The following is a 13,874-nucleotide window of genomic DNA, read 5'->3' on the forward strand; positions in this document are numbered from 1 at the left end:
GGAAGTTTGGGTGAAATGGGCGCAAAACCCCATTGCGAAGCAAAAGATAATCGGATAAAATGTAGCAATTCATATTCGTAAGCGTGGAGTAATCAGATGGGAAATTCCAAGTCAGCAGACAAGTAAGCCGCAACAACCAGTATTGTTGTTGCGGCGCTCTGTAAGGCTAGTCTCATCTGATTGCTGACGAGCAGACGTCGCCCGGTATTCCTTAATCGAGGGTTGATTCGTCATGACCACCACACGCCCCGCGTGGGCCTATACGCTGCCGGCAGCACTGCTGCTGATGGCTCCTTTCGACATCCTCGCTTCACTGGCGATGGATATTTATCTCCCTGTCGTTCCAGCGATGCCCGGCATCCTGAACACGACGCCCGCTATGATCCAACTCACGTTGAGCCTCTATATGGTGATGCTCGGCGTGGGCCAGGTGATTTTTGGTCCGCTCTCAGACAGAATCGGGCGACGGCCAATTCTACTTGCGGGCGCAACGGCTTTCGTCATTGCGTCTCTGGGAGCAGCTTGGTCTTCAACTGCACCGGCCTTTGTCGCTTTCCGTCTACTTCAAGCAGTGGGCGCGTCGGCCATGCTGGTGGCGACGTTCGCGACGGTTCGCGACGTTTATGCCAACCGTCCTGAGGGTGTCGTCATCTACGGCCTTTTCAGTTCGATGCTGGCGTTCGTGCCTGCGCTCGGCCCTATCGCCGGAGTATTGATCGGCGAGTTCTTGGGATGGCAGGCGATATTCATTACTTTGGCTATACTGGCGATGCTCGCACTCCTAAATGCGGGTTTCAGGTGGCACGAAACCCGCCCTCTGGATCAAGTCAAGACGCGCCGATCTGTCTTGCCGATCTTCGCGAGTCCGGCTTTTTGGGTTTACACTGTCGGCTTTAGCGCCGGTATGGGCACCTACTTCGTCTTCTTCTCGACGGCTCCCCGTGTGCTCATAGGCCAAGCGGAATATTCCGAGATCGGATTCAGCTTTGCCTTCGCCACTGTCGCGCTTGTAATGATCGTGACAACCCGTTTCGCGAAGTCCTTTGTCGCCAGATGGGGCATCGCAGGATGCGTGGCGCGTGGGATGGCGTTGCTTGTTTGCGGAGCGGTCCTGTTGGGGATCGGCGAACTTTACGGCTCGCCGTCATTCCTCACCTTCATCCTACCGATGTGGGTTGTCGCGGTCGGTATTGTCTTCACGGTGTCCGTTACCGCGAACGGCGCTTTGGCAGAGTTCGACGACATCGCGGGATCAGCGGTCGCGTTCTACTTCTGCGTTCAAAGCCTGATAGTCAGCATTGTCGGGACATTGGCGGTGGCACTTTTAAACGGTGACACAGCGTGGCCCGTGATCTGTTACGCCACGGCGATGGCGGTACTGGTTTCGTTGGGGCTGGTGCTCCTTCGGCTCCGTGGGGCTGCCACCGAGAAGTCGCCAGTCGTCTAACCGACGACTGGTAGCAGGCCCGCTCCGATGCGGCGCACTAACCATCGAAACCTCGTGAATGTCGGTATCCTGTCTGGCAGGATACCGCTCATTTCCCTTGTTCAGTTCATCGCCGTCGCCGAGCATCTGAATTTTCGGCATGCGGCCAAGGCACTTGGTATCAGCCAGTCGAGCGTCAGCGCGCGTGTGAAAGCGCTGGAGGATAACCTTGGTGTCCTGCTATTTGAGCGCCATGCGCGGGGCGTTCGGCTAACAGACGCAGGCAGGCACTTCATGGAGCGTGTCACGGCGGGTGTCGATCAACTCGATCACGCAGTGAAGACCGCGGAGTGACGGGCACTGGCTGGCAATGTCTAGCAACGGCAGGCATTTCGGCTGAGGGTAAAAGAACTTTCCGCTAAGCGATAGACTGTATGTAAACACAGTATTGCAAGGACGCGGAACATGCCTCATGTGGCGGCCAGGACGGCCAGCCGGGATCGGGATACTGGTCGTTACCAGAGCCACCGACCCGAGCAAACCCTTCTCTATCAGATCGTTGACGAGTATTACCCGGCATTCGCTGCGCTTATGGCAGAGCAGGGAAAGGAATTGCCGGGCTATGTGCAACGGGAATTTGAAGAATTTCTCCAATGCGGGCGGCTGGAGCATGGCTTTCTACGGGTTCGCTGCGAGTCTTGCCACGCCGAGCACCTGGTCGCTTTCAGCTGTAAGCGTCGCGGTTTCTGCCCGAGCTGTGGGGCGCGGCGGATGGCCGAAAGTGCCGCCTTGCTGGTTGATGAAGTACTGCCTGAACAACCCATGCGTCAGTGGGTGTTGAGCTTCCCGTTTCAGCTGCGTTTCCTGTTTGGGGTCGTTTGCGGGAAGGGGCGGAATCCTACGCTAAGGCTTTGGCCAGCGATATTCTCCGGTGAGATTGATGTGTTCCCAGGGGATAGGAGAAGTCGCTTGATATCTAGTATGACGTCTGTCGCACCTGCTTGATCGCGGCCGCGATAGCTAGATCGCGTTGCTCCTCTTCTCCATCCGCGTTCCAAGCTGCGGAAAGGCACCCATAAGCGTACGCCTGGTCGAGCAGGCGACGCGGATCGACGTCCAGCGCACGAGAGAATGCGTCCGCCATCTGTGCAATGCGTCTAGGATCGAGACAAAGGTCGTCTCTGTCAGCCGGATCGTAGAACATATTGGCGGCGCCAAAGCCCACTTCACCGACCAGACCGACGGGATCTATCACCAGCCAGCCGCGACTGGAGAACATGATGTTTTCATGATGCAGATCGCCATGTAGCCCACGCAGTTCCGAGGCATTGCTCATCATTTGATCGGCTATAATCGCCGCGTGGACGTAGTCAGTTTGACAACCTGCGTTTTGATCATCGCGCGCCCGCTGAAACAAAGCTGCAAAGCGATCCCGGATCGGGAGAAGGGCAGAAGGCAGGGGTTCCTCAGATGCGGCATACAGCTTCGCCATTAGTTCCGCTGCAATTTCGGTCGCCTGGTAGTCGCCGTGCTCGGCAACGATGTGAGAGAGCATTCGCTCCCCGGCATATTCGAGCAACATCAGATTGTTCTCACGACCGAGCAACCGGACTGCTCCCCTCCCATTGCGCCATACCAGATAGTCGGCCCCGCGCAGTTCATCAGCAATGTCTTCTATAGGTTTCAATCCCTTGACGATTGCAGGAGTCCCGTCTGGCAATGAAACTTTCCAAACGAGGCTGGAAAAGGTGTCCGCAATGAGAACAGGTTGCGAAACGTGCCAATGAGCAGGAAAAACAGGCGGCATGAACATCAACCCCAAGTCAGAGGGTCCAATCGCAGATAGAAGGCAAGGCGTTCGCGGTCGGGGGCTTCGATCCCCAATACATTGAATAGGACAGCGAAGGCGCGCTCTGCTTCATCTGGCGCTGCCCAGTTCTCTTCGGCGTTAGCAATCATGAGTGCCAAATCGGCATAGCGATCTGCTGTTCCGAGCCGCCCAAGGTCGATCAGACCCGTGCATTGAAGAGTTTTAGGGTCCACCATGAAGTTCGGCATGCAGGGATCACCATGGCAAACAACCATATCGGTGCGCTCTTGGTCGAGCCGCACCGGTAGCTCTCGTTCGACACGAGCCAAAAGATCGAGCTGCGGCGTACTCTTGTCCTCGTCCGGTAAGAAGTCGGGATTGACGGCATTGCGGGACACCACATCAACGGCGCGTCCGAACATTCGCGACAGCCTGCGCTCAAACGGACATTGATCAACCGATAGGCTGTGAACAGCGCCAAGTTGCTGCCCCATTGACGGCCACGCTTTGAGCAAATCCGCTCCAGACAGATCAGCCGCCGGTACTCCCGGAATTGCCGTTATCACCAAGCATGCACCCTCCTGTTCCTCCTGCCAGTTGATGACCTCGGGGCAAGCCACACCTCGACCTTTGAGCCAAATGAGGCGGTCACGCTCTCCAGCGAGCTCACCGCGGCGGGAAGCAGGTGCGATTTTCGCGAAGGCATGCCCGTCACCACGTCGAAAAACAAAATCACCAGATTCTCCGCCTCTGACAGGCAACCAGTCAGAATGCGATTCACCAAAAAAAATATTAGTTCGATTCAATGGAGGTTCCTTCAGTTTTCTGATGAAGCGCGAATATAGAGAAATATCCCGAATGTGCAGTTAACGAATTCTTGCGGTTTCTTTCAGCGCCGCCAATACCGCCAGCCCGTCGCGCAAGGGGCGCGGCTCGTGTGTGCGGATGAAGTCAGCTCCACCTGCGGCGGCGGCAAGCTCTGCAGCGAGTGTCGCGGCCCCGACATCCCCCGGACCACGGCCTGTGAGCGCGCGCAGAAAGGATTTGCGCGAAACAGACAGAAGCACCGGCAAATCGAAGCGCAGCCGCAATTCATCGAACCGCGCCAGCACCGAGAGCGAGGTTTCGGGAGCAGCCCCCAGAAAAAACCCCATGCCGGGATCAAGGACAAGGCGGTTGCGTTTGATACCGGCACCCGTCAGCGCCGCGATGCGCGCGTCAAAGAACGCCGCAATGTGATCCATGATGTCGCCAGCGGGTGCCTCGCGCCGATCTGCCTGCCCGTCTTGCACCGAATGCATAACGACGAGTTTGGCAGATGATTTCGCCAATTGCGGATAGAACGCAGCGTCTGGAAAACCGCGAATATCATTGAGATAGGCCACACCACGCGACAAGGCATAGGCTTGCGTCGCGGGTTGATAACTGTCGAGCGAGACGGGAATGCCATCTGCCTTGAGCGCGTCCAGCACCGGCGCGATACGCGCGATTTCTGTGTCGGACGAAACAGGCGCGGCGTCGGGATTGCTGGATGCCGGACCGAGGTCGATCACATCTGCCCCCTCGGCCATCAGCTTACGCGCCTGCGCAATGGCTGCGTCTGGCGCCAGATACCGGCCTCCATCGGAGAAACTGTCCGAGGTTATGTTGACGATGCCGAAAATGATGAGCGATTTATTCATGGGGGCTTCTATAATAATAATAATCGAGCATGAGTCTCATACGGATGCTCGGGTCGAAAGGGAATCCCCAGGCGAGTAACCTGTTTGCGGTGATCCATTAGCTGCAGGAGCAGAATAGCATACATCTGGAAGCAAAGCCAGGAAAGCGGCCTATGGAGCTGTGCGGCAGCGCTCAGTAGGCAATTTTTCAAAATATTGTTAAGCCTTTTCTGAGCATGGTATTTTTCATGGTATTACCAATTAGCAGGAAAATAAGCCATTGAATATAAAAGATAAAAATGTCTTGTTTACAATAGAGTGGGATACAGACACGCTTGATATGTTTGGAGATGGGGTTCTAGGGATTTTCCCCTCTAAAAAGACTTAATCCTCTGTAGACCACACCAATAAATGGCTGCGGAGGTGGGTTACTACTTATAAGTGTGGCAAATTAGGTAAATATCGTACATTTAATACGGAACAGCCCTGATATGGCCATCAAAAACGAAATTACTATTCTCACGAGAGCAGAACAGGCAGATCTTTATTCCCCACCCATTTTTTCAATCGAAGAACAACGTCTGTACTTTTCTCTGAACGATGCGGAATTGGCAGTTTTTCGGTCAATTCGTCTCAGAGCTCATAGATGTTACTTTGTCGCGATTTTGGGATACTTCAAATCAAAGCCCGTCATCCTAGATATCGCTTACTCGCAGGTTTCTAAGGATTTAATGTTCATCAGTAAAGAGCTGCTTGGCGGCAAGGGGCTCAGACCATTCACTCCCTCACAAAAACAAAAAGATCGACTCTACGCAAAAGTATTAGACCTTGCTGGTTATCACAAATGGGACGAAAGTCAGCACTTCAATTCTCTTTTCGACCACCTTGTTCAGGTGTGCAATGCCTGGCTGGAGCCGCGTTACCTCTTTGATACTGCTATTGAATTCCTAACCAGTCACAGCATTGCTATCCCTAGGTACACCGTACTCCAGAGACTGATAAGCAGAGCGATGCAGCAGGTCAGAAAAGACCTGGCGCACCAACTTAATCAACTCACCAGTCCTGAACTTCACGTCTTTCTGGACAGCATAACAGCCATTGATGACGGACTAAGCCTGAACCAGCTCAGAGGCGGTGCAAAAAGTCTGACCGTACCTGAACTTAAAAAAGAGCTTGCCCTTTATCATCAGTTAGCGCCATGGCGCACGCAAATCAATGGCGTTATCGATGGGCTTAATCTGTCTCTTAAAAATCGACAACACTTCGGTGAGCTCATCAACTATTACGGTAGTAAACTCAAACGATTCAAACGCGCACAGCAGCATCTATGGTTGCTATGTCACCTGACAGAGCGGATACAACTGGCACTGGAACGGTTAACTGATGGGTTCATTTACCATATCCGCAAGCAACAAGAAGCTGCCAACACCTTTGCACAACAAGCAGTGTTCCTGTCCTGGCAGTCAGCCGCGGACAATGTCACGAAAGCGGCAGAGTTACTGCATCTGTTTGTGGATGAGAACATTGATGATAATCAACCCTTCTCAGTAGTCAGACAACAGGCATTGAAGGTCATGAATGACAGGGATATCCAGACCCTCTGCCTTTACCTGAAAAAACAGAAACGGACCGTGGAAGAGTACCAGTGGCAACATTACGATGAACAATGCAATCTCCTGGAGCAACTGTTAAGGCAGGTGTTCTTGTGCCTTGAATGTGAGGCCGGTAAAGGCTCAGAAGCCGTCGTCGCCCAACTTCAACAGATGCAGACGGAAATCGCATTCGGTGGACCACTGAAGAGGCTGTACTTGGAGAACCACCGACTTTTCCAGTTTCATCCTTGGTATAAAGGTTTTCCAATAAATAGTCTCGATATCTCACGATTGGACTTTCCTCTACCTTCTCGGTGCAGTCATATATTGTTAACGGAGGTTTTTCATCAACCAGAAGGCCAGTCCTTGGGTGTGTATGTTCGGGGATTTCCGTGCTCAACCACCGATAGAAGCTCAATAACGCAACTGCATGGGATTGAATCGTCTTATCGGAGGATATATCTGGATCTGCCAACAAAGAGTGAAGATATAGATTCACTGGCACCACATTGATACCATCGGGGTCTATTAAAATTGGAAGTTTATGAGCAAATGGTTTTGAGTTGTCCCTAACGTCATGGATGATCTCGCCACTGTCAGGGTGTGGCCTACTTATAAATGAGGGATATTTCTCCGTACTAATCCACATAAGACAATAGTCAAAGCCGAAGTCATCTGGAAACGACCTATTTTGTTCAATCACATTAACACCTAAATCATCCGTTATTCACACTGCTAAGCCTTCCCCCAGGGGGTTACGCGTTCATACATCTACTTTTTCAAGATATTTCTTAACCAATAGTAAAAATTGTAACCACCCCTCATCTCGACGTCTAATTTATACAACCTGAAACATTACAACATGTGATGTCTAAAGTATTTCCCAACTGTAAGCGCATAGTTAGAGGAGAATGCCAAAATGCCATGGCGCTGCATTTCGGCTTTGATCTGAAAGACGGGTACGCCCATTTTAATACCGAGTAACTTAGCTTCACGCGAGCGTGCAACCACGCAGCCGTCATTGTTGGACAGCACCACAACCGGCGTATCTTTTAAATCAGGACGAAACAGCTTCTCACAACTGGCGTAAAAGTTGTTGCAGTCCACCAAGGCAAATACAGGCATGGGACAGTCACGACTTACGGCGCATGTTTCGCACCACATTGGTGACCACACCAAATATCTCTAACTCTGCCCCTTCAGGAATATGAATGGGCTCATACGCCTGGTTTCTTGGGATCAGCTTGACGCACGGCCTTAGTTGAAGCTCCTTTACCGTGAGTTCTCCATGGATGCCAGCGATGACAATGTCACCGTGTTCTGCTTGAACAGAACGATCAACCACCAAAATATCATCTGGGTGAATCCCAGCATCAATCATTGAATCACCTTCAACACGCACAAAGAACGTTGCAGCCGGTCGCTTGATGCACAGCTCGTTGAGGTCGAGCGTTTGCTCAACATAATCCTGCGCTGGTGAGGGAAAACCAGCAGAAACACGTTCCATGAACAATGGAATACGAAGGCGCTTGGCTTTGATGAAGGCAAGTGCGCCGCTACGGCCTATCAGCGAGACACTCATGACGAACCTCGAAAAAATAGAATTAATACTGTTTGTTTATACAGTATCTGATGCTATGCTGATTTCTACAAGTAAAATTGTAGGTAAAACTGTAGTTGTTCGAGTAAGACGTTGTGTCGTGGGTGATTTCTTTTTTGTGTTGAAAAGCTTGATGTGGGGATTGCTCGCCCTCGTCAAAGCCTGCAAGGCTTGGACAATACTGCTTCTGCCTACTGCTCTTGTTTCTGTTACTGATCCTGTTACTGCTACTGGTTAACGCATGGGTCAAGTAACCGTCAAACAAGGCTTGTTGAACCCTTTGCAAAGGGTTTAAAAACAGTTAGTAAAATTCTGCTTCGTATTGAATTTACTGGCTTAAAGCGAAGTCAGGAGCATCATTAAAATGCTCAGTCGAACTCAGTTCAAGCCTTTTTCAACCGTTTGAAAAGGGGTTGGCTAAGCCATACCTAAAGGGTATCGGTAAGGGTTACCTAAAGGGTTTAGCTAAGGCTTTCTGAAAGGCTTAGCCAAAGCCTTCATACATGGGTCACCCAGTAGAAAGATCAAAAAAACGCTGAGGTATCCAAGGTGCATTTAGAGAAACCTGTGGCACAGTGAAATAACCCAAAGCGAACAATAGAATTGAAGAGGAACCATCAATGACAAGAGCCCCTGCGCCATTTCCGCTAGAGCGCCTCGCGGATATTCCAGAAAGACCAGAAGATTTTAGATTGCTGGAGCGTATTCCATTAACGCGTGAGCCGCAGTCCTGGCCACTTGAACTTTCTCCTATGGTTGGTGATGAACAGCCAATGGTGCTGCTCGATACAGAGACAACCGGACTGTCTGCCGAGGACGAGTCCATTATTGAGCTTGGTATGGTTAAGGTGCTTTACAGCCCCTCTGCTCAGCGGATTGTGTCGATTGTTGATGTGATCAGCTTGTATGAAGATCCCGGTAAGCCTATCCCCGAGCTGATTACCGAGTTAACCGGTATCACCGATGATATGGTGCAAGGCCAGCACATTGATGATTCACTGGTAGCGAGTTGGTTATCCGATGATCCGCTGGTGGTTGCACACAATGCGCAGTTTGATCGTCCTTTCTTTGAAAAGCGGTTTGCTGCATTAGGCCATCTATCTTGGGCCTGTTCAGCCAGTGGCATAGATTGGAAGGCACTGGGTTTTGAAAGTCGAAAGCTTGAGTACCTGCTGCTTCGCTTAGGTTGGTTTTATGAAGGACACCGAGCTGCAACCGATTGTTTGGCGATGGCCTGGTTGTTCCATTTGTTGCCCGAGTCCGTTGCAAACTTGTTGTCTGAAGCGGACAGGCGAACTGTGTTAGTTCGTGCGTTTGGTGCGCCGTTTGACGTAAAGGACTATTTAAAAGAGCGTGGTTACCGCTGGCATGACGGTGTTAAAGGTGCCAACAAGCATTGGTGGCGCGAAATCAGCGAAGACGAGTTACCGCAGGAACAAACTTACCTGGATGATTTGTACCATCGTGGCTCAGAACATGCCCACTATGACTACAAAGATGCTCGCAATCGATTTAAAGCTTTGTAGCTCTCTATAAGTTAAGCCTTGCATATTTGAGAATCTCTGGAAAATGGAAAGTGAACTCATGGTTTAACCAACAAGAGGAATCTTTCCATGTACCAAGACACCTACATTGAATACTGGGGCGAAATCTTCGTCTCTGCCCGCATCATTGAATTTGGCATCACGTTCGAGCGCTTTCTTAAAGATCCATGGAAGCACTTGATGTCCTGTGGCCAAGAGTCTGCACCGGACGCGATTGCTGAAGGGATGCTGCCATTGCTACCAGCCCAGGCAGAAGTCGCCAGGCGCATTCGGGAGAGTGAGCAACGAGCCCTGATGTCTACAGAGTCGGACAAAGGGGTATCTCATTGCAGTTACATCGTGGTGCCACTGGTTCGGGTAGCGCATTGATTGATAGCAACTATCATCGATGGCACCAAACAAGGTCTTCACGCCCATACCTGAGCGGCAATTGCAATCCAGATCAAAAAGTTGCCGCTTAGTCTTCCCTACAAAATAATTTGTGATAGGATGATACCTAATAAAATTAATTAGGTTGAAGCCTATTCAGTGTTTTATGGCCATCTGTCCAGCTTCAACCGGTAGAGATTGATTAGTCATTGCGGATGAAGAGCAGCATTGAGTGACACTATTCAATGTGATTACGCGATGTCTGACCGTACTTTATAAACAGAGTTTTAAGAATCTGGTTGAATTGGATAAACAAGACGCATGACAAATGATGGTCTGAAACAAACGGTAGTGGTGAAGCCAGATAGGCTTTCGCAGATAGCGCAGTTGCCACAAGCAACCAGGGATCGCATTGCCCACATCGATTTCACCTTATTGTTTAAGGGAGAAGCGGTACGGGCAGACTTAGTAGATCGGTTCAGCATAGCTGCTGCACAAGCAACGAAAGACTTCACCATGTACCGAGAGCTTGCGCCAGGCAACATTGAGTATGACCAAAAGCTCAAATTGCATAAGCGCGGTGAAGCTTTTGAACCCTTGTTCGACTACGACGTTGTCAGAACACTGGCAACCATTAGCCAAGGCTACGGAGATGGCTTTACTGGAAAGGTAAAACCACCATTGGCTTGTGAAGCGCCTTATCACCTTAACAAGCCGAGTTTGTCGATAGTGGCGAAGGTCACCGAAGCCATCCACAAAGGCAAAGCCTTGAGCATTACCTATGTGTCGTTATCGAGTGGTGAAACTACGCGTGAAATAGTGCCGCATACGCTGGTGGACAATGGCCTGCGTTGGCACGTTCGTGGTTTTGACCGCAAGCATGGCCAAAGCGGAGCGCCAAATGGGTTCCGTGACTTTGTGCTTACCCGAATTAAAGCAGCGGTCGTGCTTGAGGATTCCATTCTGTCAGAGGCTGAACTTGAAACCCAAGACCGGCAATGGAATCGCTTTGTAGAGCTTGAGTTAGTACCGCACCCACGCATAGAGCACAGCGAAGCGATTGAGCTTGACTATGGCATGAAAGGTGGTGTTTTAAAGATTGAGATTAGAGCGGCAACGGCAGGTTATTTACTCAGACAATGGAATGTCGATTGCTCCAAAGCAGCTCAGCTAAAAACACCCGAATTTCATTTATGGTTAAAAAATTATCAAACTTTATACGGTGTCGGTAACCTTGCGATTGCGCCTGGTTTCGATATGGTCACAGAATAGGAAATAACATGAACAAGCAACAATTAGCCGCAAAAATCTGGGAATCAGCAAACCAGATGCGCTCAAAAATCGAAGCTAACGAATACAAAGACTACATCTTAGGTTTCATTTTTTACAAGTACCTGAGCGACCAATTAGTTCAGTTTGTCACCAAAGAGGGCATGACACCTGAAGACATTAAAGCCCTAAACGAAGAAGACGCGGACACGGTCAAGTACATTCAAGACAATCTAGGCTATTTCATCGCTTATGATAACTTATTTTCAACATGGATTGCTCCAGAGTCCGACTTTGACGAGTCTAACGTGCGCGATGCGCTATCCGCCTTTAGCCGTTTGATTTCTCCTACCTACAAAAAATTGTTTGAAGGTATTTTCACCACACTCGAAACGGGTCTTAGCAAACTGGGTGAAAGCGCGGGTAAACGTACTAAAGCCATTAGTGACCTACTGCATTTAATCAAAAGTATCCCAATGAACGGTAAGCAAGGCTATGACGTACTGGGTTACATCTATGAATACCTGATTGAGAAATTTGCCGCCAATGCCGGTAAAAAAGCCGGTGAGTTCTACACGCCGCATGAAGTCTCGGTACTGATGTCGCACATCATCGCCCACGAATTAAAACACAAAGACACCATCGAGATTTACGACCCAACGTCGGGCTCAGGTTCGTTACTGATTAATATTGGTGAAGCGGTCGAAAAATACGCCAAAAGCAAAGACAGCATTACCTATTATGCCCAAGAACTGAAAGCAAATACCTATAACTTGACCCGTATGAACCTGATCATGCGCGGGATTAAAGCCAGCAATATCAAAACCCGTAACGGTGACACCTTAGAAGACGATTGGCCATACTTTGATGAAAACGATCCGCAAGGTACTTATCATGCCCTATATGTGGATGCGGTTGTCTCTAACCCGCCTTACTCACAAGCCTGGGACCCAAGTTTTAAAGACAGCGATCCACGTTATTCGCGTTTTGGTCTTGCGCCCAAAACCAAAGCAGACTTTGCCTTTTTGCTGCATGATCTTTATCATCTAAAACCCGATGGCATTATGACCATTGTCTTGCCCCATGGCGTGTTGTTCCGTGGCGGTGAAGAAGGCGAAATTCGCAAGCAATTAATTGAGCAAAACCACATTGATGCCATTATCGGCTTACCTTCTAATATCTTTTTTGGTACTGGTATTCCTACCGTTATTTTGGTGCTTAAGCAGAAGCGTGAAAACAATGACGTATTGATTGTGGATGCCTCCAAGCACTATGTTAAAGAAGGCAAAAATAACAAACTGCAAGCCAGTGACATCAAGCGCATTGTTGATTCCGTCATCAATCGCGAAAGCATCGAAAAATTTTCGCAAGTAGTCAGCAAACAAACCCTGCGCGACAACGGCTACAACTTAAACATACCGCGTTATGTAGACTCGTCACCAGCGGCTGAAAGCTGGGATTTACACGCCACTATGCTAGGCGGCATCCCAAATAGCGAAATTGCGCAGTTACACCAATATTGGCAATCATTCCCGCAATTGCATGATGCGCTGTTTGTGGCCAAGTCTGCCGCCTACAGTGAATTAGCCATTGCCAAACGAGACGTTAATGCAACCATTACCCAGCATCCACAAGTCATCGAATTTATCAGCACTTATAACCAAGCTTTCGCCGGTTTTGATGACTATTTAAACACTACACTTATTCAAGGCTGGCAAGCCGTTAACCGTAACCAGCAAGAGCCTGAATTAAGCACCGAACTTTTCACACGCTTAGCGCCCATTGCACTCATAGACAAATACCAGGCCTATCAATATTTGAACAACCAATGGCAATTGATTAGTGCTGATTTAGAAATGATGCAAACTGAAGGATTCGTCGCCACGAAACAAGTTGACCCCAATATTGTGGTTAAAAAAGTTAAGGGCAAAGATACCGAAGTGCAAGACGGCTGGAAAGGCCACATCATGTCCTTTGATTTAGTACAACAAACATACCTGAGCGATGACCTAGCGGCTCTGGCAAAACAAGAAAACCGCCTTGTCGAAATCGCCAGCGCGCTTGAGGAAATACTCGAATCTCTAAGCGAAGAAGACAAAGAGCAAGACACGGTAAAAGAAAGCAAAGACGGCTTTGCCAATGCCGAAGTCGCCAAGGCGGCGAAAGCTTTCCTAAAAGAGCAAAAAGACAGCAAAGTTAAATTTGCAGCCGAAAGCTACGAAGCCAAGATAATGGCGGCGAGTAAACTCATCGACGAAGAGAAAAAGCTGAAAAAAGCAGTCAAAGAAGCTCAATTCGCCCTGCACTTAAAAACGAAAACCACCATCGAAGGTTTAAGCGACCAGCAAGTCAATGAATTGCTGCACCTAAAATGGATCGCGCCATTAAGCCAAGAGCTTGCTGCTATGCCAAGCGCCGTGATTACTCAGCTCACCAGCCAAGTACAAGCCCTTGCCGATAAATACTCGGTGACCTATTCGCAAGTCGCGAATGAGATTAAAACCACCGAACAAGAACTGGCAGACATGACGGGTGAACTCACTGGTAATGAATTTGATCTGCAAGGCTTAGCTGAGCTTACTAGCTTATTAAAGGGCGCTTAA

At 49.6% G+C, this 13,874-nt stretch carries 11 protein-coding genes and 3 pseudogenes; 9 read left to right on the plus strand and 5 right to left on the minus strand.

Translation table 11 applies throughout. From position 1 onward, the window contains the following. Positions 1–232: 232 nt before the first annotated feature. The 3 genes and pseudogenes from floR to H0913_RS03280 all read left to right on the plus strand — a co-directional run. A complete protein-coding gene (gene floR, locus H0913_RS03270) occupies positions 233–1,447 on the plus strand; it encodes a chloramphenicol/florfenicol efflux MFS transporter FloR (RefSeq protein WP_000214122.1) in 1,215 nt (404 codons plus the stop codon). Between the two features lie 27 nt (positions 1,448–1,474). Next, the gene (locus tag H0913_RS03275; RefSeq protein ID WP_001255015.1) at positions 1,475–1,780 is read left to right on the plus strand and encodes a LysR family transcriptional regulator; all 306 of its coding nucleotides are present in this window, start codon (positions 1,475–1,477) and stop codon (positions 1,778–1,780) included. 111 nt (positions 1,781–1,891) lie between these two features. Further along, positions 1,892–2,296, plus strand: a pseudogene (locus H0913_RS03280) (IS91 family transposase); the annotation flags it as partial. Positions 2,297–2,402: 106 nt separating this feature from the next. On the opposite strand, the gene H0913_RS03285 reads toward H0913_RS03280, so the two are convergent. The 3 genes from H0913_RS03285 to sul2 are packed head-to-tail and all read right to left on the minus strand — an operon-like array spanning position 2,403 to position 4,918. Beyond that, entirely contained in the window at positions 2,403–3,239 is an 837-nt protein-coding gene (locus H0913_RS03285; RefSeq protein WP_000480968.1) for an aminoglycoside O-phosphotransferase APH(6)-Id, read from the minus strand. Next, entirely contained in the window at positions 3,239–4,042 is an 804-nt protein-coding gene (gene aph(3'')-Ib / locus H0913_RS03290) for an aminoglycoside O-phosphotransferase APH(3'')-Ib (RefSeq protein ID WP_001082319.1), read from the minus strand. Before aph(3'')-Ib ends, H0913_RS03285 begins: the two co-directional genes overlap by 1 nt. Positions 4,043–4,102: 60 nt before the next feature. Then, positions 4,103–4,918: a sulfonamide-resistant dihydropteroate synthase Sul2 gene (sul2, locus tag H0913_RS03295; protein ID WP_001043260.1), complete on the minus strand. Its 816-nt coding sequence runs from the start codon at positions 4,916–4,918 to the stop codon at positions 4,103–4,105. A gap of 470 nt (positions 4,919–5,388) precedes the next feature. On the opposite strand from sul2, the pseudogene H0913_RS03300 reads away from it, so the two are divergent. Further along, positions 5,389–6,702 (plus strand): annotated as a pseudogene (locus H0913_RS03300) (DUF4158 domain-containing protein); the annotation flags it as partial. Between the two features lie 678 nt (positions 6,703–7,380). Here H0913_RS03300 and H0913_RS03305 read toward each other — a convergent pair. Together H0913_RS03305 and umuD are read right to left on the minus strand one after the other, a co-directional pair. Then, a pseudogene (locus tag H0913_RS03305) lies at positions 7,381–7,614 on the minus strand (DNA polymerase V subunit UmuC); the annotation flags it as partial. A 7-nt stretch (positions 7,615–7,621) separates the two neighbouring features. Continuing rightward, the gene (gene umuD, locus H0913_RS03310) at positions 7,622–8,071 is read right to left on the minus strand and encodes a translesion error-prone DNA polymerase V autoproteolytic subunit (protein WP_000116661.1); all 450 of its coding nucleotides are present in this window, start codon (positions 8,069–8,071) and stop codon (positions 7,622–7,624) included. On the opposite strand from umuD, the gene H0913_RS03315 reads away from it, so the two are divergent. The 5 genes from H0913_RS03315 to H0913_RS03335 all read left to right on the plus strand — a co-directional run bounded on the left by H0913_RS03315 (position 8,070) and on the right by H0913_RS03335 (position 13,874). Then, the gene (locus H0913_RS03315; protein WP_000182836.1) at positions 8,070–8,327 is read left to right on the plus strand and encodes a hypothetical protein; all 258 of its coding nucleotides are present in this window, start codon (positions 8,070–8,072) and stop codon (positions 8,325–8,327) included. The genes umuD and H0913_RS03315 overlap by 2 nt on opposite strands. Positions 8,328–8,709: 382 nt before the next feature. Continuing rightward, the gene (locus tag H0913_RS03320) at positions 8,710–9,615 is read left to right on the plus strand and encodes a 3'-5' exonuclease (RefSeq protein WP_000196208.1); all 906 of its coding nucleotides are present in this window, start codon (positions 8,710–8,712) and stop codon (positions 9,613–9,615) included. A gap of 87 nt (positions 9,616–9,702) precedes the next feature. Further along, positions 9,703–10,002, plus strand: a complete 300-nt coding sequence (locus tag H0913_RS03325) for a hypothetical protein (protein WP_000284112.1) — start codon at positions 9,703–9,705, stop codon at positions 10,000–10,002. A 321-nt stretch (positions 10,003–10,323) separates the two neighbouring features. Continuing rightward, complete coding sequence (locus H0913_RS03330) at positions 10,324–11,274, plus strand: WYL domain-containing protein (protein ID WP_025611179.1); 951 nt, start codon at positions 10,324–10,326, stop codon at positions 11,272–11,274. A gap of 8 nt (positions 11,275–11,282) precedes the next feature. Beyond that, positions 11,283–13,874 carry a type I restriction-modification system subunit M gene (locus tag H0913_RS03335; RefSeq protein WP_025611180.1) on the plus strand — a complete coding sequence of 864 codons (2,592 nt, stop codon included), beginning with the start codon at positions 11,283–11,285 and terminating at the stop codon, positions 13,872–13,874.

The sequence above is a fragment of the Providencia rettgeri genome, from assembly GCF_013702265.1.
GTDB classification, from domain to species: Bacteria; Pseudomonadota; Gammaproteobacteria; order Enterobacterales; family Enterobacteriaceae; genus Providencia; species Providencia zhijiangensis.